The organism is Nocardia terrae (assembly GCF_009760405.1).
In the GTDB taxonomy this organism is placed as follows: Bacteria; Actinomycetota; Actinomycetes; order Mycobacteriales; family Mycobacteriaceae; genus Nocardia; species Nocardia terrae.
Genome location: NZ_WRPP01000005.1, coordinates 466,340 through 486,367, shown reverse-complemented (window position 1 = coordinate 486,367; position 20,028 = coordinate 466,340). Strand labels below are relative to the sequence as shown.

Annotated in this window: 18 protein-coding genes; 9 read left to right on the top strand and 9 right to left on the bottom strand. The window is 64.0% G+C overall.

Annotation, left to right across the window (positions count from 1 at the left end; genetic code table 11):
* The first annotated feature begins 592 nt into the window (after positions 1-592).
* Genes GPX89_RS26350 through fdhD form a run of 3 tightly spaced genes read left to right on the top strand, consistent with a single transcriptional unit; the run spans position 593 to position 4,967 of the window.
* Complete coding sequence (locus GPX89_RS26350; RefSeq protein ID WP_157390327.1) at positions 593-1,810, top strand: alpha/beta fold hydrolase; 1,218 nt, start codon at positions 593-595, stop codon at positions 1,808-1,810.
* Between the two features lie 41 nt (positions 1,811-1,851).
* Complete coding sequence (locus GPX89_RS26345) at positions 1,852-4,149, top strand: FdhF/YdeP family oxidoreductase (protein ID WP_157390326.1); 2,298 nt, start codon at positions 1,852-1,854, stop codon at positions 4,147-4,149.
* Positions 4,149-4,967: a formate dehydrogenase accessory sulfurtransferase FdhD gene (fdhD, locus tag GPX89_RS26340; RefSeq protein WP_157390325.1), complete on the top strand. Its 819-nt coding sequence runs from the start codon at positions 4,149-4,151 to the stop codon at positions 4,965-4,967. Before GPX89_RS26345 ends, fdhD begins: the two co-directional genes overlap by 1 nt.
* 86 nt (positions 4,968-5,053) lie before the next feature.
* Here the strand turns inward: fdhD and GPX89_RS26335 are convergent, their stop codons facing one another.
* The 8 genes from GPX89_RS26335 to mftA all read right to left on the bottom strand — a co-directional run bounded on the left by GPX89_RS26335 (position 5,054) and on the right by mftA (position 12,611).
* Positions 5,054-6,466: a wax ester/triacylglycerol synthase domain-containing protein gene (locus GPX89_RS26335; protein ID WP_157390324.1), complete on the bottom strand. Its 1,413-nt coding sequence runs from the start codon at positions 6,464-6,466 to the stop codon at positions 5,054-5,056.
* 378 nt (positions 6,467-6,844) lie between these two features.
* Positions 6,845-8,035, bottom strand: coding sequence for a pre-mycofactocin synthase MftD (gene mftD / locus GPX89_RS26330; RefSeq protein WP_157390323.1), 1,191 nt, complete (start codon positions 8,033-8,035; stop codon positions 6,845-6,847).
* Positions 8,028-9,488 (bottom strand): mycofactocin biosynthesis glycosyltransferase MftF, encoded by a 1,461-nt coding sequence (mftF, locus tag GPX89_RS26325; protein WP_328602336.1) that lies wholly within the window; start codon positions 9,486-9,488, stop codon positions 8,028-8,030. The genes mftD and mftF overlap by 8 nt, the downstream gene beginning before the upstream one ends.
* Positions 9,485-10,288 (bottom strand): mycofactocin-coupled SDR family oxidoreductase, encoded by an 804-nt coding sequence (locus tag GPX89_RS26320; RefSeq protein ID WP_157390322.1) that lies wholly within the window; start codon positions 10,286-10,288, stop codon positions 9,485-9,487. Before GPX89_RS26320 ends, mftF begins: the two co-directional genes overlap by 4 nt.
* The gene (mftE, locus tag GPX89_RS26315) at positions 10,285-10,959 is read right to left on the bottom strand and encodes a mycofactocin biosynthesis peptidyl-dipeptidase MftE (RefSeq protein ID WP_235948023.1); all 675 of its coding nucleotides are present in this window, start codon (positions 10,957-10,959) and stop codon (positions 10,285-10,287) included. Before mftE ends, GPX89_RS26320 begins: the two co-directional genes overlap by 4 nt.
* Positions 10,960-10,973: 14 nt before the next feature.
* Positions 10,974-12,200, bottom strand: coding sequence for a mycofactocin radical SAM maturase (gene mftC, locus GPX89_RS26310; RefSeq protein ID WP_157390320.1), 1,227 nt, complete (start codon positions 12,198-12,200; stop codon positions 10,974-10,976).
* A 20-nt stretch (positions 12,201-12,220) separates the two neighbouring features.
* Complete coding sequence (gene mftB / locus GPX89_RS26305; protein WP_157390319.1) at positions 12,221-12,532, bottom strand: mycofactocin biosynthesis chaperone MftB; 312 nt, start codon at positions 12,530-12,532, stop codon at positions 12,221-12,223.
* The gene (gene mftA, locus GPX89_RS26300; RefSeq protein ID WP_157390318.1) at positions 12,498-12,611 is read right to left on the bottom strand and encodes a mycofactocin precursor MftA; all 114 of its coding nucleotides are present in this window, start codon (positions 12,609-12,611) and stop codon (positions 12,498-12,500) included. The genes mftB and mftA overlap by 35 nt, the downstream gene beginning before the upstream one ends.
* Before the next feature lie 118 nt (positions 12,612-12,729).
* Between mftA and mftR the strand changes: the two genes are divergently transcribed.
* From mftR to GPX89_RS26270, 6 genes are all read left to right on the top strand, one after another.
* On the top strand, positions 12,730-13,338 hold the full coding sequence (mftR, locus tag GPX89_RS26295) for a mycofactocin system transcriptional regulator (protein WP_328602380.1): 609 nt from the start codon (positions 12,730-12,732) through the stop codon (positions 13,336-13,338).
* A 120-nt stretch (positions 13,339-13,458) separates the two neighbouring features.
* A complete protein-coding gene (locus tag GPX89_RS26290) occupies positions 13,459-14,130 on the top strand; it encodes a TetR/AcrR family transcriptional regulator (protein ID WP_157390317.1) in 672 nt (223 codons plus the stop codon).
* Between the two features lie 7 nt (positions 14,131-14,137).
* Entirely contained in the window at positions 14,138-14,629 is a 492-nt protein-coding gene (locus tag GPX89_RS26285; protein WP_235948019.1) for a DUF4254 domain-containing protein, read from the top strand.
* Positions 14,630-14,658: 29 nt separating this feature from the next.
* Positions 14,659-16,170 (top strand): flavin-containing monooxygenase, encoded by a 1,512-nt coding sequence (locus GPX89_RS26280; protein WP_157390316.1) that lies wholly within the window; start codon positions 14,659-14,661, stop codon positions 16,168-16,170.
* Positions 16,170-16,754, top strand: coding sequence for a TetR/AcrR family transcriptional regulator (locus GPX89_RS26275; RefSeq protein ID WP_157390315.1), 585 nt, complete (start codon positions 16,170-16,172; stop codon positions 16,752-16,754). Before GPX89_RS26280 ends, GPX89_RS26275 begins: the two co-directional genes overlap by 1 nt.
* 100 nt (positions 16,755-16,854) lie before the next feature.
* The gene (locus GPX89_RS26270; RefSeq protein WP_157390314.1) at positions 16,855-17,562 is read left to right on the top strand and encodes a hypothetical protein; all 708 of its coding nucleotides are present in this window, start codon (positions 16,855-16,857) and stop codon (positions 17,560-17,562) included.
* A gap of 56 nt (positions 17,563-17,618) precedes the next feature.
* Here the strand turns inward: GPX89_RS26270 and GPX89_RS26265 are convergent, their stop codons facing one another.
* Positions 17,619-19,877, bottom strand: a complete 2,259-nt coding sequence (locus GPX89_RS26265; protein ID WP_235948017.1) for an MMPL family transporter — start codon at positions 19,875-19,877, stop codon at positions 17,619-17,621.
* Between the last annotated feature and the right edge of the window lie 151 nt (positions 19,878-20,028).

Here is a 20,028-nt window from a genome sequence, read left to right as displayed (position 1 = left end):
GGCGAGACCGAGGGCTGTCGTTCGACCAGCCCTCGGTCTCGGCGGGCGCGAAGCGCTTGTTCAGGTGGTGCGACTGTCGGCGCCCTCGAGCCGGGCACAGACTTCGAGCATGGTCTGCAGTGCCCGGGGTCGTTCGTCGGGTTCGAAGATCACCGGGGCCGGGTCGCTGGGTCCACATGCACCACAACTGGACTCTGGTACTCGTCGCACCCCTCCGTGATCGAAGAATCGTCGAAACTTGAGATCTTGGCGCGCCAGGCGGGAGCGATCGTTCATTTGTATCGGCGCGGATGGGTTGTGCGGCCTGGGTGTGGATCGGCTTCGGTGATCGGGGTGCGGGGTAGTGCGAAGTAGGCCACCCGACAGGACCTATATTTTGGACTGACGTGTCCCAATAATATGACTGACGTCACAGATGTCACCCTGCGGTGGTTGATAGTTAACGACCGTTGACTTTTGGTGACAGTGCCGCAGCTTGAGCGGCGCACATCAACTCGCGCCAGAGTGGCGTTGGGCCTGCTCGGTTGCTCCGGTCCGGCCCGTTGGGGTCGTGATGGTTGCAAGCGATCGTTCCATCTGTAGACTGGACAAAGTGGCCTCAACGGCGCATATCTCTTCTCTACCTGGATATTTGATGGTGGTAGGCAGTTTTGGAGGGATCCGTCGGACATTGGAACGTTCGTTCTTGTGCGGTAATCGAGTGGGGCCAGGCTACGAGGAGGTGGCACCGGCTATGGGTTCCGTACGGACGCGATCGGGTGAAGCCGAGTGGACGACGATCGACTGGTCGAAGCATGTTCGCGACCTGCACCATGACGGGCGTCGAATCAGGTACGTCGACATCGGGAAGGGACGGCCGATCGTCCTGCTGCACGGGCTGGGCGCGTCCTGGCAGTCCTGGCTGGAGAATCTGCCGGCCCTCAGCCGCGGTCACCGGGTGATCGCGATTGATCTGCCAGGCTTCGGCTGTTCGGATTCCCTACCGCCCGAAGCCGATATCGACGCTCATATCGAGAGTGTTGACGCGGTACTGACTCAGCTCCGGTTGTCGTCCGTCGTGGTCGTCGGGCACTCGATGGGTGGTTTGATCGCCCTGCGATTCGCCGCCGACCGTCCGGCGCGGGTGGGCGGCCTGGTCTTGCTGTCGGGCGGTGGCGTTGCATTCAGCGCGACTCGGCTGGCGCTGGTGACTCGGGGTTTCACCGCATTCGACCTCGCCATGGGGATCCCGAAGGTTCCGGACGTGCTGGTGCGTTGGGGTTTGCTGCGGAATGCGATCTTGCGCAGCATGGTGGTGAATCCGGCGTCGTTGTCGCCGGAACTTGCCGCTGAGGTACTTCCGGGCATGCATTCGGAAGGTCTCGTGCGGACGTTACTCGCCGCGGTTCGCGGGCTTGCCGAGGTCGATCCCGCCGCGGTCCGTTGTCCCACGCTGCTGATCTGGGGAGCGCGAGATCGCATCATCCCGGTCGCGGCGGCCAAACAGCTGGCGGCCGATCTCCCCGACGCGCGTCTGGCGGTGGTGGACGGCGTCGGTCACTGCGCGATGCTCGAGGATCCGGCCACGTTCAACGCACTCCTGCAGAATTTCGTGGCCGATCCGGCTCGGTCGTATTCGACCTCGGAGTATCGCTATCTCGAGATCGGTGCACCGGACTCGGCCGGCCGACCGGTTCGCAGCGACCTTGCTCCCGCTGCCCAAGATTCGGTGGCCCGTAGGGTACGCCGAAATCTCACCCGCCGAACTCATAGTGCCGCACACCAGGCGCGCGACGCCCCATCGGCCGCACAGCGGCAGAACGCGAGCTGAGGGCCGCTGCCATCAATATCGAACGAGGAGTTGCCGACGCGATGGATCCTTTCGCGTATGACGAAAATGATGTCGTGGTCACGCGCGAAAAGACCCACGCGGCGGGTGTGCCGGCGGTCGTCGTCTCGTTGCGCCGGGGCATCGAGCAGATGGGTGCGGTGCGCACGGCGCGAACGCTGTCAGCATTGAATCAGCGCGACGGGTTCGACTGCCCCGGTTGCGCGTGGCCGGAGACGCCGGGTCATCGCAAATACGCCGAGTTCTGTGAGAACGGCGCCAAGGCCGTCGCCGACGAGGCGACCCGGAGGACCGTCACCCCGGAATTCTTCAGCACGCACTCGGTACGGGATCTGCTGGGACGCACCGATTATTGGCTCGGACAGCAGGGCCGCCTCACCCACCCGATGGTGCTGTACCCGGATGCCTCGCATTACACGCCGATCGACTGGGACCAAGCGTATCGGCTGATCGCGGAGGAGTTGCACGGGCTGGACAGCCCGCATGAGGCGGTGTTCTACACCTCCGGGCGCACCTCGAACGAGGCCGCTTTCGTCTATCAGTTGATGATCCGCGCGTTCGGCACGAACAATATGCCCGACTGCTCGAACATGTGCCACGAGTCCTCGGGCACCGCGCTGACCGATTCCATCGGGATCGGGAAGGGATCGGTGTCGATTCCCGATCTCGAAGGGGCCGACCTCATCATCGTGGCGGGCCAGAATCCCGGCACCAATCATCCGCGGATGCTGTCCACCCTGGAGCAGGCGAAAGCCAACGGAGCCAAGGTCATTGCGGTGAATCCGTTGCCCGAGGCGGGACTGCTCCGGTTCAAGGATCCGCAGAAGGCGCACGGCGTCGTCGGATCGGGCATCCCCATCGCGGACACGTTCCTGCAGATACGGATCGGCGGAGACCAGGCGCTGTTCCAGGCTCTGGGCCGGCTCATCCTCGAGGCGGAGGATCGCGAACCCGGCCGGGTCCTGGACCATGAATTCATCGAAAACCACTGCGCCGGATTCGACGAGTATGCCGAGCACCTCCGCAAGATCGACTTCGACACGGTGATCGCCGCGACCGGCCTCACCATGGATCAGATCTCCGACACCGCCGCGCAGTTGGTGAATTCGCGGCGCACCATCATCTGCTGGGCCATGGGCCTGACTCAGCAGACCCACGGCGTCGCGACCATCACCGATGCGGTCAACTTGCTGCTGCTGCGCGGCATGATCGGCAAACCCGGAGCCGGTGTCTGCCCGGTACGCGGGCATTCCAACGTCCAAGGCGATCGCACCATGGGCATCTGGGAGAAGATGCCCGAGTCCTTTCTGGCCGCACTCGATGCGGAGTTCGGAATCGCGTCCCCCCGCGAACACGGCTACGACACCGTGGACGCGATTCGCGCCATGCGCGACGGCCGGGCCCGCGTATTCATCGCCATGGGCGGCAACTTCGCCGCGGCGACGCCGGACTCGCCCACCACCGAAGCCGCACTGCGCCGATGCGCCCTGACCGTGCAGGTGTCCACGAAACTGAACCGCAGCCATCTCGTCCATGGCCGTACCGCACTGATTCTGCCCTCGTTGGGACGTACGGACCGCGATGTGCGGCCCGGAGGCAAGCAGGCTGTGACAGTCGAGGATTCGATGTCGGTGGTCCACCTGTCTCGGGGGAGCCTGCGACCGGCGAGTCCGCACCTGCGCAGCGAGGTTGCCATCGTCTGCGAACTCGCTGCGACACTGTTCGGCCACGAGCACTCGGTGCCGTGGGCCCGGTTCGCGTCGGACTACGACACCATCCGCGACGCGATCGCCCGAGTGATCCCCGGATTCGCCGAATTCAATACGCGGGTCCGGCAGCCCGACGGATTCGTTCTGCCGCATCCTCCGCGCGACCTGCGCAGGTTCGAAACCGATACCGGGAAGGCGAATTTCGCGACGAATCCGCTGCACTGGGTGCCGGTTCCCGCCGATGGGCTGATCCTGCAGACCCTGCGCAGCCACGATCAATACAACACCACCATATACGGCCTCGATGATCGCTATCGCGGTGTGAAGGGTGGCCGGCGAGTGCTGTTCGTCAACCGCGAAGACTTGGTCCGGCTGGGTTTCGGAGAGGGCGACAGAGTCGACCTCGTGTCTGAATGGACCGCGCCAGACGGGCACGCGGAACAACGCATCGCGGAGAACTTCCGCTTGGTGGCCTATCCCACACCGCCCGGCAACGCGGCGGCGTACTACCCGGAAACCAATCCGCTGGTTCCGCTCGACCATGTCGCGGAACGCTCGAATACACCTGTCTCCAAGGCGATTCCGATCAAACTTGTCGGACGCGCACGCTGATGGGGCGGATCACGACCAGGGTGTCGGTCAACCACATCCGTGGTGCGGGGCGGCGGCGAAACCTCGACAACGTCGTCGTCGAGCAGCCGATGGAGCTGAGACTCAACGGTGAGCCGATCGCCGTCACCATGCGCACTCCGGGTGCGGATTTCGAACTCGCCCAAGGCTTTCTACTCACCGAGGGCGTCATCGGCGGCCGTGATGATGTCCGTACCGTTCGATACTGCGGTGGCGCAAGCGATGGAGTGAACTCCTACAACGTCGTCGATGTCGCACTGGCGCAGCACGTTCCAGTGCCGGACCTGAGTCTGGACAGGAACTTCTATATGTCGTCCTCGTGTGGAGTCTGCGGCAAGGCATCGATGGACGCGGTCCGTCTGCGCACGCGATTCCCGCTGGTCGGTGACGTTCTCGGAATCTCCGCGACAACTCTCGCGCAATTGCCCGATCTGCTGCGCTCCCAGCAGAAATGCTTCGACAGCACCGGAGGTCTGCACGCCGCGGGATTGTTCGACCTCGACGGAGCCCCGCTCGTCGTGCGAGAGGATGTCGGACGACACAACGCGGTCGACAAGGTCGTCGGGTGGGCCCTGCAGCGCGACCGGCTACCGCTGTCGGAAACCGTGCTGCTGGTGAGCGGACGTGCATCGTTCGAACTGGTGCAGAAGGCGGTGATGAGCGGGATTCCCATGCTCGCAGCGGTTTCGGCGCCGTCCTCGCTGGCGATCGAGCTCGCCCGGGAAGCCGGCCTGACACTGATCGGATTTCTCCGTGGGGAGACCATGAACGTTTATGCTCACGGCGAACGCGTCTGTTGATCCAGCCGGGACCGGTCTGTGGGATGGTCCGCCAGGAGGCTCCTCATCGAGTCGCCCGGCGGCTCCCACGGTGGGGTACAGCTCGCTCAGTCCGCGAGCTCGACGACCTCGTCGAGGCCCTTTTGCATGCACTCCCAGAGGTTCTCGATATCGGGGAACACATCACCGTCGGCATTGAGGCCGATGTAGCAGGTCCCCATCTGCGAGGACATCGCCGCGCACATCGACGTGCTGGGCAGCGGCGCGAAGACATACATGCCCTGGATACGCGAGCCTGCGACGTACACGGGTTCGACCGGTCCGGCCCAACTGCTCGCCATCAAGACGGCGTTGGACGTGAGCGACTGCAGTGCCGAGCTCACGGCTGCGGATGGCGCGAAGTTCAACGCGGGTGTCAGCACATTGAGGAAGTCCAGGGCGGGCTCATTCCGGGCGGCCCCGACCCGCCGGTGGATTTCTTTGATGCGTTCGACCGGGTCGGTGACGCTCGAGGGTGCGGACAGGAAGGCGCCGGTGAACCGGTTGCCGCCGAGTGCCTCGTCCGGCTTCCGGACCGACACCGGCAAGGTCATCGGGAGGTCCTCGGGTAGGTCGCCGTGGGATTCCAGATAGAAACGCAGCCCGCCGAGCATGGCGGCGACGAAGGCGTCGTTCACCGTACCCTCGGCTTTGTATCCTGCCTTCTTCAACTCCGCGAGACCGCATTCCAACATACCGAAGCGCCATTTGGTGCGAGGTCCGGGTTCCAAGCGCTTCGGTGGCGGGACCAGGTCCGGCTGTGCGACTCGCATCGTGGACTCCAGATACGCTCGTACGCGATCCGGATGCTGCGCCGTATAGGTGATGATCTCCCCGCCGCGCACCACGGCGGAGGGAACCGTGCGGGCCAGGCCGCCCAATCCCCGTAGCGTGGCGTCGATTTTGGAGAACCGGGGCCGCTTCTGGATAGCAGGCAGATTCGGCATCGACTTCGGACGATGGTGGCGCCCGAGGATGCGCGAGAACAGCTGCGTGGCCGAGCCTCCATCCATCAGCACATGGTGAGCCTGCAGCATGTACGCGGAACGGCCGCCCGGGAGCCCCTCGATCAGCGTCGCGATCCACGGGGGCCGGTTCCGGTCGAGTGGAATGACCCCCTGAGACTGCGCATACTCGAGGAGCTGTTCCATCGAAGCCGGCGCGGGGAGGATTACCCTGCGCAAGTGGTTGCTCAGGTCGAATTCGGGATCTCGGCTCCACATCGGTGGGCCGGCCGGCACCAACGGCTCGACGACACGTTCGGTGAAACGCGGAACGAGTCGGGTTCCCCACTCGTGCAAGCCGATGAAGCGATCCCAGTCCGGAGTCGATTCGAGCACGGCGAGCACAATGCCGGACCATGAGTAGGCGGGCGGGTGCTCCGTGCGCCACATAAGCGCTTCCAGCGCATTGAGTTCGGTGTTGGTGCCCCAGCTCTTCAGCTGCCCGAGGTCCTCGACACGATCGTCCTTCTTGCTCACACACTTCCCCTTACTGAACTGTCCTGGTGTGGCGAATCGGCATCGCCCGATCGACGACGGTGTCTGGGGCTTATGAAATCGGGCGGAGCCGATGTAGAAAATCGTAGTACACGGTCGTTCACGTCGTTGGTGTTTGGACCGAGGGATTACATATCTCACAGGCGCTCAGAAGCATTGGTTTTGCATCTCCCTTGCTGGACTTGGCGCGTCGCTTGATTGGCTAGATGATGGGAACGATCGTTCTCAAGTTGGGATGTCATGGCATCAGACATGACTGTGGCGTAGGCGGCCTCTGCCGCCTACGCCACAGTCATAACGTCGCGAAGCCAAGTCGCGCGTGGAGTCCCTTCTCGGAGAAGGGAATTCGTTACTCGATGGTCAAGGCCGGGACTTGCCCGAAGTGCCGAGCGCGCGAGTGAATCCGGCCGGGATGACCAAATCATCGGGACTGAGTTCGCGGACGCTCGAGCGGCCGAGACCCAGCACGGCAGAGTCGATCCCTCCGCGCAGGACATCGAGAACATTCTCGACGCCGGCCTGGCCGTTCACGGCGAGGCCCCAGAGGTAGGCCCGACCGAGCATGACCGCCCTGGCGCCGAGTGCCACAGCTTTGACCACGTCGCTGCCGCGGCGCACGCCTCCATCGAGAACAACGTCGATCTGATCGCCGACCGCTTCGGCAATGGCGGGCAATGCGCGGATGGAAGCGGGAGTGCTGTCGAGATTGTTGCCACCATGGTTGGAGACCGAGATGGCGGTGATCCCGGCATCGACGGCGCGTTTGGCATCGTCGACCCGCATGACGCCCTTGAGCATGATGGGGCCGCCCCACTGTTCTGCGAGCCACTGCACGTCGGCCCACGACGGCGGGGGAGTCTGCATCCATTCGCCGTACGCACCGAAGAAGGTCGGCGCGGGCTCTCCGGGATCGACCATGTTCGGAACGGTGAGGTCGGGGATGCGCCGAGTCTTCGCGAAGCCCATCAGCCAGCGCGGATGGGTGATGGCTTCGGGAGCGAAGCGAAGCATGGCCTTGAGGTCCATGCGCTCGGGAATGCTGGGGCTGCCCCAGTCGCGGCCGTGGGAGAACGACCAATCCAGAGTAAGGATCAACCCCACCGCGCCGGCGGCGCGGGCGCGCTCGATGCGCTGGACGAGCCGGTCCTTGTCTCCGCACCAGTAGATCTGAAGCAGGGTCCGCGGATTTTCGGCGATGACCTCCTCCAGGGGCTTGGTGGCGAACGAGCTGAGTCCCATGATGGTTCCGCGCGCTGCGCTGGCACGTGCGACGGCCACTTCGCCGTCAGGGTGAACGGCCTGTGCACCGACCGGAGAGATCATTACCGGCAGAGCCAGATCCTGCCCCATCACCGTGGTGGAGAGGTCCCGCACCGCGGCTTGTCCGGCCACGTGGGGCGCGAATCCGAGCTCCCCGAACGCGGTCTGGTTGTCCTGCAGGGTCAGCCCCTTCTCCGAACCGGCGATCAACGCGCCGTAGACGGATTTCGGCAGGCGCTTCTTCGCGCGGCGCTGTGCCACCGCGACAGTCTCGAACCAGGTACTACTCATTGTGCGTCGGGTCCTTTCGGTGCAACTTCGATGTTGTGGTGTCTCGACCCGAGCGCCGGGCGAGGACTGGTCGTAAGGGGATCGTGGTGCGGTGACGTAGGGCCCCGGCCCAAACCCCGGCTCCGTAGGCGGCGTCGTCCGCTAGTCGGCCGAGCGTGTAGCGGACGAGGTCGAGGCGCGGTCGGTCGCGAACGTAGGCGGTCACGGGCTCGACGAGAACGAGGGCCGCGGCCATCGTCCTGAGTCGTGTTCGGGTGGCTGGTGTCGCACCACAGGGACGGACCAGCGCGGAAATCAGCAAAGGCCAGGCGAATTGGTTCGCGTAGCGGCCCAGGCCCAGCAGCGTCCGCCAGCAGGTGCGAACCGCGATTTCCGGTGCTTCCTCCGTCGACAGGTTCGTCTCGCGCAGAGTGTCTTTCGCCCTTGCGATGGTCGCGGCGAGTCCTATTCCGGCCACAACCGGATAGCCGGCGAGAGCGGCCGCGACCGTCGCGGCCGGGATCGGCGCCACAACCAGAGGAGCGAGGGCGTCCGGATGACGCAGCGCCAGTGGACCCGCGGACGTCCCGTAGTGGAACCGCCGGGTCAGCAGCGCGGACCAGGTGCGCGGTTCCTGGTGCCGCACGCTGACAGCCGGCTCGTATCGGATCCGAAAGCCTGCCCCGTGCAGCCGCCAGATCAGGTCGACATCCTCGCCGTACCGCAGTCGCTCATCGAATGATCCGACGGCGGACAAGGTGTCGCGGCGCACCACCAACGCAGCAGTCGGGACGAAGCTGACCCGAGCGCCCGGGGCCACCCTGCCTTCGTGAGGTCCCATATCCAAGCTGCCCGCTGTCGCGGCGTATCGCCCGGCCGTGGTAGCTGATGGCAAGGCGAGTATGCGCGGCGCGACCGCAGCTACGAGCGGGTCGCTGAAATGGTCGACGAGCCGTTCGATCCACCGAGGGTCTGCCACACAGTCGCTGTCGAGAAATGCGATCAGGTCTGTCTTCGCCGATACCAGGCCGCTGTTGCGGGCCGCGGCAGGTCCGCCACAGTGAAGTCTGCGCACCAGTGTCGCTGAATACTTTTCGGCCACACGGGAAATTGCATCCGGGTCGTGGGAACCGTCGTCTACGACCACAGCGGGGTAGGCACCGTCGAGTGCTGCCAGGCACCGGGCGAGCTCCTGGGCTCTGTCTCTCACCGGAACGATGACGGTAACGGTCGGCGGAATGTGCGATGCCGGTGGGCGCGGGTGGGCGAGTCCGGCATCGGTGAGATGCCGTGCCAGAATCCCGCTCGCCGTGGAAGCGATCGGGCCCGTGCGTAGCTCGTCCCAGGCCGCCCTTCCGTTCCGCGACAGCCGCAGTACGCGCGCGGGCGACCCACCTCGGAGGGTGTATCCGTCGAGTTGCCGGGTACCAGGTTCGAGGGCGATCCGAAAACCATGCGGGACAGGCGTATTCACAGTGTCAGCCCACCGTCCACGGGTAGCACCGAGCCTGTGATCGCGCTGCTCCTGGAACCGGCAAGAAAGACCAGGGCAGCGGCTATCTCGTCGGGATGGAGTAGCCGGCCGATCGGTTGCTGGGGTGCGAAGCTTTGCGCGGTTTCCAGATCGTAGAGTCGCGCACTCTCGGCCAGGATCGGTGTGTCGGTAGAACCCGGGCTGACGGCATTCGCGGTGACACCCGTGCTGCCGAGTTCCGCGCCCAGCGCGCGAATCAGTCCCGCCACACCGGCTTTGGCCGCACAGTAGGCGGCGAGCATCGGCATGCCGCGTGCTGCCGCAGCTGACGCGACGGCAAGGAACCGGCCCGAGCGGGGTTCGGGCCGACGGAGCATAGCCGGAATCGCCGCTGTGGCAAGAGAGATCACTCCGCCCAGATTGATATCCAACACCGCCTGCTGTTGCCGGTCGGGCATCTGCCACAGCGGGACGCCGCCGGCGATGACGCCCGCGCAGGCTATCGCGGCGTCGAGGCCGCCCCAGCGTCGTTCCGCCTCACCCACCGCCTCGGCAAGTGCCTCCGTGTCGCGAACATCGGCGACGTAGCCGTGAACAGAGCCGGAGTCTGCTGCGCACAAGCGGCTCTCGGAAACCACCCGATCGAGGTCGGCGCGGGAGGACAAGGGGTAGGGGAGGGCCGGATCGTCGCAGGCACGGTCGACGGCCAGAACCGACCATCCCTCGGCCACGAGGGCGTGAACAGTGGCGGCGCCGATGCCACGTCCCGCACCGGTTACCAACGCAACGCGCCCGCTCATGGTTCTACCGGCTTGGTCCAGGCCGCGACTGCGTCCCGCAACTCTGCGAATATGTTGTCCAGCAATGCTATTCCGGCTTCGACGCTGGCTCGGGTGGGGTCGCCGAGCACACCGTTGGCGCTGAGTGCGCGGACACCTGAGCTTCGTAGCGCGGACAGGATCTGGGCCAGCGGCCTGGTATCGCCGGGCACGGCCTCGGCCATTCGCACCTGCGACGGATGCAATGCCAGCATCATCGATGTTTCGTCGTGGCCGGCATGCGGGTCGTCGTACCAGCATGGCGAGAACAGATAGACATCGCGGGACTCGGATTGCAGGCGCCGCAAGGCCCGGCCGATCGGTTCGGAGTTTCCGCCATGGGCCGAAACCAGTAGTACGCGGTCGTAGGTGTCGGTGGCCGAGCGGACCAACTCGACGACGAGTAGCTCGAGCGCTTCTTGCCCGATCGACAGCGTGCCGGGAAAGCCTGCGTGCTCACCTGCCGAGCCATAGGCCACGGCGGGGGCGACGACCACATTCTCATTGGCCGCGGCGAGCCACTCACACAAGGCGACAGCGATATCGGTGTCGGTGGAAAGAGGCAGATGCGGACCGTGCTGTTCGGTAGATCCGATCGGAATCGCGAGCACTGTTGCCGTAGTGCGACTTTCGTCGACGCCGGTCCAGGTCATATCGGCCAGGCGAGTCATCGGGGCCCGGCCTGTGGTGTGGGTGGGCGGAACCCGGCGAGGGGGTTCTCGTCGCATGCGCGGTCCGGCACCGTTTGATCTGGCCGCTTCAAGGTCAAGGTCAGCGGGACGGGGCGGCGTCCGCAGCGTGAGTGATCTTGCGAGGGACGCGGTAGTTCGGTGCGGTCGGTGGACAACGCGGCGGCACCGAATCCCTTGACACACTCGGGATCCGGGCCGTCCAGCGGCAGTCCGGTGAAGAACTTCGCCGCCATGCATCCGCCGCGGCACGCGTCGAAGGCCGAACACGACGTGCACGCACCGCCCGTTTGCGGACGACGCAGGTCGGTGAACAGGTCGGAATGCTGCCAGACATGCTCGAAGCCGCCTGGCTCACGAATGTTTCCGGCCAGGAAGTTCTCGTGAATCGCGAACGGGCAGGCATAGACATCGCCGATGGGGTCGATCAGGCACACCACGCGGCCGGCGCCGCACAGGTTCAATCCGGGCAGGGATTCGCCGTAGGCTGCGAGGTGGAAGAAGGAGTCTCCGGTCAGCACCCGTTCACCGTGCGCGAGCAGCCATTCGTACAACTCCCGCTGCTGGTCTGCGGTGGGGTGCAAGTCATTCCACACATCAGCTCCGCGCCCGGACGGTCGTAGTCTGGTGATGCGGAGTTGGGCGCCGTACTCGTCGGCGATCGCCTTGAACGCGTCGAGCTGAGCGATGTTGTGCCGTGTCATCACGACGGAAATCTTGAAGTCGGCGAAGCCCGCGTCCTTGAGATTGCGCATGGCGCGCAACGCCGTTGCGTAGGAACCGGGCCCGCGCACCGCGTCGTTCACCTCGGCTGTCGCGCCGTCGAGCGAGATCTGAACGTCGACGTAGTCGCTGTTCGCGAGACGTTCGGCCACTTCAGGAGTGATCTTGATTCCGTTGGTGGAGAACTTCACGCCGACGTGGTGCGCCGTGGCGTAGTCGACCAGTTCCCAGAAATCGGAGCGTACGGTCGGCTCTCCACCGCCGATATTGACATAGAAGACCTGCATGCGTTCGAGCTCGTCGATCACCGCCTTGCACTCGGCGGTGGTGAGCTCGCGCGGATCGCGTCGGCCCGAACTCGAGAGGCAGTGCACGCATGCCAGATTGCAGGCGTAGGTCAGCTCCCAGGTGAGGCAGATGGGCGCGGCCAGGCCGAATTGGAATTGATCGACAAGAGATCCGGTGGGGGCGACTGCGGACATCGTTGGTCGCGCCTTTCACATCAGCGGGGACGGATCATCGTCGTACTGGCCAGCATGGCCAGCGCGGCGATGTAGGAGGGCAACTGATCAGCGGGTATGCCGGCTTCGAAGCAAGCGGCGCGGGCACTCGGGTGGGAATCGAGCGAGTCGACGACTTTCAGAAGCGTCGGGTTCTTCAGGAACGACAGGCGGCGGGTGCCGAAGTGGTACATCAGCGCGCCGAACCGCTCCGGCCGGATGGATACCTGGGGGTGCAGCCCCCAGGCAGTGTCCAGATCGAAGGTCGGCGCGGTCGTTTCAGTAGACACCGCACATGCCGTCGATAGAGACATCCTCGACCAGGACGTCCTCGATGATCACGTCGACCGTCTGTTCAACGGCGGTGGTCTGAACGTTGGTAGGGCTGAACATGGCTGCTCCTGAGGGGATGAGGGGACAACACCGGTTGTTTTTGAAACCAAGTGTCTCTTTAATTGGTTGTAGATTATCGTCACGGGGTGCCGGAATCAAGGCCGGATCGGGAACGGGGATGTCAATGGCTTCGCTCGACCGATCTGCGGCCCCGATGCGCCGGGGGCGGCCACCGGGTACAAGTGCTCGTGAGGTCGAGGTGATCGCGCTGCGCCTGTTTGCCGATCAGGGCTTCGACGGGACGACGGTGGAGCAGATCGCGGCCGAGGCGGGGGTCAGTCGTCGGACCTTCTTTCGTTACTTCGATTCCAAGGCCGAGGTGCTGTGGCATCAGTTCGACGCCGAGGTGGGACGTTTGCGATCGGCCTTCGGTGCGGTGGCCGCCGATGTTGGTCTGATGGACGGCATTCGGCAGGTGGTCGTCGGCGTCAACCGATACGGAGCCGAGGATGTGGGGGAGTTGCGTATCCGGATGCACCTCATATCGACGGTGCCCGCGCTGCAGGCCAGTGCGGCGCCGCACTACGACTCCTGGGAGCGGGCCGTCGGTGATTTCGCCGCAGCCCGGCTGGGTCTTCCGGCGGACTCCTTGTATCCGCTGGCGATCGGGCGTGCGACGCTGGCTGTGTGCCGGGCGGCGTTCGATCGCTGGGTGGCCTGTGCGGACGGGGATCTCACCAGCTATCTCGATCTGGCGCTGTCCGGGCTGGCGCGCGGATTCGCCTGATCGGGCGGCCATTTGAGCTAGATCTCGACGGCGGCGCTTGGAGGCTCTAATATTGAGACCAAGTATCTCGTTAATGGGGTGCTGGTTGCGGTCATTCGCCGGAGTGATTGGAGGGCCGAAATGACTGACCTCGTTGACGAGATCGAGTCCCATCAGGTGTCCGACTACATTGCGCGGCGCGGCCGAGCTGCACGAGTGGCAAGGGCGGCACGACGCACACAATTGCTGGGAATGGCCAGCGAGATATTCGTGCTACGTGGCTATCACGCGGCGAGCATGGATGAGATCGCGGGGCGTGCAGGAGTGAGCAAACCTGTTCTTTACCAACACTTCTCGGGAAAGCTGGAGCTTTATCTGGCGGTGTTGTACAGCCACACCGACGCGCTCGTATCGGAGGTGGTGCGGGCGCTCGGTTCGATCGAAGGTAACCGTCAGCGTGTGCGGGCGGCGGTGCAGGCATACTTCGACTTCGTCGACGATGCGTCCCAGGGCTTTCGGTTGGTTTTCGAGTCGGATGTCGTGAACGAGCCATCCGTGCAAGGGATGGTGGATCGGGCCACTGCCGCCTGTGTGGAGGCGGTATTCGATGCGGTTGCCAAAGACTCTCAACTCGATCCGTTCCGGGCGCGGGTCTTCGCGGTCGGATTGGTGGGGGTCAGTCAGGTCACGGCCCGTTACTGGCTGGACAGTAACCGGCCCGTCTCGAAATATGAGGCGGTCGAAGCGACGGTCGCCCTGTGCTGGGACGGCCTCGCGGGAGTGCCTCTGCAGCCGCCGGATCGGTCGAGGTGAGATCACGATGCCCGAACACGCCTCGAATAAGTATTCAAAGGCTGGATCCGAGGACACCATGGTCGCGCCGTTGCTCGGACCGAAGAGGCTGCTTCGTGCCATCCGAGGTCAACAGGATGTAGACCATCCTTTGGCTCGCTGGGCCACGGACCTCGTCGAAGTGCATGAGCAACTCGTCAACGCCGATCCTGGCGAGATATCCGAAATCGACAGCCGTCGTGCCGATCTCGTTCACGCGATCGACCTGTGGACCGAGCGGTGCGTGCCGCAACATCGATACGGAGCTGCGATGCACACCGAAACGATAGGGAGTGTCATCGACCGTATCGCGGCTTGTCACGTTCGTGCCCTTCACACATTGATGACGCTTGACATCAGCCGCGATCCGCAGGTTCACTCCGCCTGGCAGCGGCTCGCCGAATTGGTTGGCGGCTACGGCGACCTGGCCGTCGAGGTCGTGCTGGGCCGCCGGCGTCTCCCGGCGCCATTGAGTGCCTGACCGGCAGATACCGAAAGTTTCGATCAAATATGGCTAGCGCGCCTGAACATGTTGATGTGCTGATTGTTGGGGCCGGGTTGTCCGGTATCGGTGCCGCGTGCCGACTACGGCGGGCATATCCATCGCGCAAGTGTGTGATTCTGGAGGCTCGCGAGTCGATCGGTGGAACCTGGGATCTGTTCCGGTATCCAGGGGTTCGCTCGGATTCGGATATGCACACCCTGGGATATCGATTCCGGCCTTGGGCCGGGAAACAGGCTGTCGCCGATGGAGATTCGATTCTGACCTACCTGCGCGAAACTGCCGCCGAAGCGGGCATCGACCGCGATATACGGTTCGGGCACAGGGTTGTCGGTGCTGATTGGTCGTCCGGAGAACAGCGCTGGACTGTGACGGTGGAACGGGGCGGCACGGGGGAGCCTGCCACGCTGACCGCGGATTTTCTTTTCTGCTGCTCGGGCTATTACCGCTATGACCGCGGGTATATCCCCGCACTTCCTGGACGTGAGCGCTTCACGGGGCCGGTGATCCACCCACAGCAGTGGCCGCAGGATCTAGCGGTAGCGGGGAAGCGAGTGGTGATCATCGGTTCGGGCGCGACGGCGGTGACCCTCGGCCCGGCACTGGCGAAACTTGGTGCACGAGTTTGCATTCTGCAGCGCTCACCCTCCTACATCCTTCCCGAGCCCACTCGTGACGGTCTGGTGGAGCTGCTGCGCAGGGTACTGCCTGTCCGGTTGGGCAACGCTGTGATCCGGGCGAAGAAGATCACGGCCGAGATGGTGATCTATCAACTGTCCCAACGTAATCCGGGTCGAATGCGGGCCTGGATTCGCCGTCGCCAGATGCGCTGTCTCCCGGTCGGTTACGACATCGACACGCACTTCGCCCCCCGGTACGACCCGTGGGATCAACGAATGTGCCGGGTACCCGACGGCGATTTGTTCCAGGCCATCAGTGACGGTTCGCTGGAAATGGTTACTGACAGGGTGGACGAGGTCACAGAGGCAGGTCTGCGGTTGGCGTCCGGGCAGGAGTTGGCGGCCGACATCATCGTCACGGCAACGGGTTTGGAGCTTCTGATGCTCGGTGGGATCGAGCTGGCCGTGGATGGTGAACCGGTGCAGGTGCGGAAAAGGCTGGCTTACAAGACGATGATGTTGTCGGGCGTGCCGAACTTCGCCTACATCATCGGTTACGTCAACGCCTCGTGGACCCTCAAGTCGGAGTTGGTGTGCGAGTACGTGGTTCGCGTGCTGCGCCACCTGGACAAGCATGATTACATCAGTGTGACCCCGATCAGCCATCGCGCTCTCGGCCGGGCGCCCTTCATCCCGGACTTCACACCGGGCTACATGATGCGTGGCGGTGCGCAGTTCCCCAGTCAGGGTGACAGCAAGACATGGCGGTCGAAGCTGAACTACCTCAGTGACATGCGCGCGTTGCGCCTCGGCCGCATCGATAACGGCGCATTGCAGTTTCACGGGCCGGTGAAATCACCTGCACCGCGCAACCGAGCCCTGGATTCGCAGGGCCGGTGATGGACGGCAAACCAGGTCTGCGGGAGAAGAAGAAGCAGAGGACACGCGCGCTGATCGAAGGGTGCGCACTGCACCTTTTCGTGGCGCAGGGGTTCATTGAAACGACACTCGATCAGATAGCGGACGCTGCAGAAGTATCGAATCGAACCGTTAACCGATACTTCGCTACGAAGGAGCAGCTTGTCGTCGGAGGCATGGTGGATCCGGTGCTGAAGGACGCGATTCGGAACGCGCCCCGTGAGCTGGGAGACCTCGCGGCAATTCGTGCCGGTATGAGAAATCTGTACCGAAACCCTCCCGAACTCCAACGCTCGCGATTCGCGTTGATCATCAAAACGCCGGGTCTGCGGAACGGGTTGATCGAGGTGGTCGAAGGATACGTGAATCTGGTCGGCGCAGCGATAGCTGCCCGTAGTGGCCGCCCGGCTCGCGACGTCCATGTCCGCACCATAGCGAGCGCAGCGGGTGGGGTAATGCTCTCGGCCCTCGCAGATGCCATCGATTGTGGCGAAACGGACTTGGAAACCTGTCTGAGGAACATCGACCTCGGTCTTGCGCAGCTAGAGGCATGGATCGACGACTGATCGTACGAAAAGGGAGGGACCAGTTGTGAATACGTATCAGCCCGAGCCGACATTGCGGGCGATATCCGACCACGCACCGGCAGTTGTACTGATCGGCGGGGTGTCGATCATCGCGATGTTCGTCTTCTTCATCGAGGCAGCCCGAATGGGCCGGCGAGACCGCGTGTATCCGATGGCGTTGTGGATGACCGCGTTGTGGTGGCCACACGATGGCTCCTACTTGCTGCGATTCGACAAGTGGTTCCATGGCTATCACCACTGGTTCATGGAGCTGTTCTGGTTCGCGATCGTGGTGACGTTCTTGGCGGAGTCCACTTTCGCGGTCCAGACCGTCCTGTATGGGCGTGATGAGCTGTCGCCCGGGCGGTCGATGCCGGTGCATGCCCTGCGGGTCGGTGGGGCACTGGCTTGTGGAGTGATCAGCTGGTCGCTGCTCAAGGGGGCATTCGCCGATGACCTGTACCTGATCTCGTTCATGGGGACGCTGATGTGGGGCGGTCCGTCGGGCAGCGCCTTGCTGATGCGCCATCCCGACGGCAAGGGACAGTCCGTACTCGAATGGGTCGCCTTCACCGTGATGGCGGTGATGTACTCGATCGCATCGATCTTCCTTTTCGGCGGTGGCTTCTTCCACTCCCTCTGGTATGTGCTCATCTGCCTTGTGTCGATCGTGTGGAGCTCAGTTCATCTTGTGCAAATCTGGCGTACCTCAGCAGCTTTCAGCTCATCGCGAAAACTGGACAAGTATCTCCGCATGCGACGCAAATCCGAGAGCGAGGCTTCCAGCGTGCGGCCGGTGCCGGCGTAGGGACCTGTCCGTCTCTCGTGGACGTCGTTCGCGAGAGACGGACGGGGAGCCATTGCCTACGACTTCGCCGCAACCAGATCGTGCTGCGCGTACGGGGCTTCAGTCGATTCGAGGTCGAATCTCCGTCCTTCTATGTCGATATTCGGCAACAGCCGCTGGAGAACGCGTGGCATCCACCAGACGGAATCGCCGAAGATCGACATCACGGCGGGAACCAGTAGCATGCGCACCACGAACGCGTCTACGACGATGCCGACTGCAAGCGCGAAGCCGAACTGCCGAATCATCGGATCGTCGTTGAAAACGAATCCCGCGAAGACAGCCGTCATGATGGCCGCGGCCGCGACCACGACGCGCGCGGCTTGTTCGAAACCGTGGATGATCGCATCGTCGCCACGCTGACCATGCGCGTGGGCCTCCTTCATGGCCGAGACGAGGAAGACCTCGTAGTCCATGGCGAGCCCGTAAAGCAGACCGGTGGCGACGATCGGCAGCACTGCCAGAACTGGTGAGGTGGCATGGAACCCGAGTAGCTGTTGACCCAAGCCCTGTTGGAAGACTGCGGTGGTAGCGCCGAATGCGGCGAGAATGCTCAGGATGAAGCCGACGGTCGCCTTGATCGGTACGACGATGGAGCGAAACACCAACGACAGCAAGATGATCGACAGCACGGCCACTATCGACAGATATACGGGCAGTGCGCGGGCGAGGCGCGCAGAGACGTCGATGCCGAGGGCGGTGAAGCCGGTCACGCCGAGCTCGACATGTCGTTCGCCCGCGAAAGTTGTTGCTTGGCTACGGATTCGATGAACCAGCTGTTCGGTGGCTGTGTCGGTGGGCCCGGTGCTCGGCACGACGGAGAAGACGACCGTCCGGCCATCGCTACTCACTGCGCCGAGCGTCACCGCCGTGACACCGGGCAGCTGCTGCAGATCGTGGTCAAGGCCCGCGATATCGGTTGGGGCGATGGGGTCCGGTCGGTTGCCCGCGTCGGCCACAACGATGAGGGCCCCGTTGTAGCCGGCGCCGAAGCGGTCCTTGATGACCTCGTAACTCTCGCGCTGTGTGGTTCCCTGGCTGTAACTCGCCCCGGAGGGGAGCCCGAGATTCATTTGCGCGGCCGGGAAAGCGAGCAGCCCGGTCACGATCAACGCTGCGGTCGCAGCGAGGAACCGGTGCCTGGTCACCATGCGTGCCCAGGCCGTCGCGACCCTTCGTGTCGGACGCGAGGGCGCAACGGCTCGGGCGAACGCGGCCTTCTGGCGGGCCTTGGGTGAGCAGATCCGCTCGCCTGCGAGACCGAGTGAGGCGGGCAACAGCGTCAGCGCGGCCAGCACGGCGATAACCACCGTGACCATGGCGGCGATTCCCATGGTTGTGATCAGGTGGATCCGCACGACGGCGAGGGCGGTGAGCGCGATGGCGACGGTGCTGCCGGCGAAAACCACTGCAGTACCGGAGGTTCCGAGCGCGCGGCCGGTTGCCTGCGCCGCGCTCATGTTGTTGTCGAGAATGTAGCGGCGTTGCCTGTTGACGATGAACAACGCGTAATCGATCCCTACAGCCAAACCGATCATGAGCCCGAGGACGGCACTGAGGGAATGCAGCGACACCAGATGTGAAACCACCAGGGCACCGCCGACACCCACACCGACGCCGGTGAGCGCAGTAACCAGCGGCAATCCGGCCGCGACCACAGAGCCCAGGGTTACCAGCAACACGAGTGCGGCGATTCCGACACCTACAACTTCGCCGACGCCCACGATGTCGGGCATCCGAACCATTGTGGCCGACGGCAGAACCGCGATGTCGTGCCCGGCGGTGGCGAACTTCGCCGCGGCCACCGTGTTGTCGATCGTATCGGGCGGCAACTCGAACGTTTGCTTGTCGAACTGGAATTGGAGAACGGCGCTCGTCTTGTCCGGTGAGATGAGCACACCCGGCACGGCTTGTCCGTTGAGCTCGAGTGGCGTCGCACCAGAGCTGTAATCCGGCGGTGTGGTTGCCGCCGCAGCGCGGACGGTTGGGCTGTCCATTCCTTTCGCGGCTTCCTGCCGCAGTACCGCGCGGGCGTCGATCACGTGATCGCTGGTGTAAACCCTGTCGATGGCCGCGAGCAGCGCGTTCAGGTTCTCGCCGGAGTCGATGCGGGAACCGTTCTCGGTCTCGAAGGCGATGATTCCCTGGCCGCCCGCCATCTGAGGCATCTTCTCGGCCAGGTCGTCGATGAGGTTCTGGGCAGGCGTGCCGTCGATGCGAACTTCACTGCTGAGATGTGGAGGGTAGACGGCCAGCAGGCCGACGATGGTCGCCAAGACTACAGCCCAGGGAGCGATGAAATACCAAGGTCGCCGGTAGGCGACTATCCCGATTCGGTATAGCAGGGTCGACATTGCGTGATTCCTCTCGGCGCAACTCCCCGGCGGCAAAGTGACCCCGCCTCGGAAGTAACTGATAGTCAGCTAT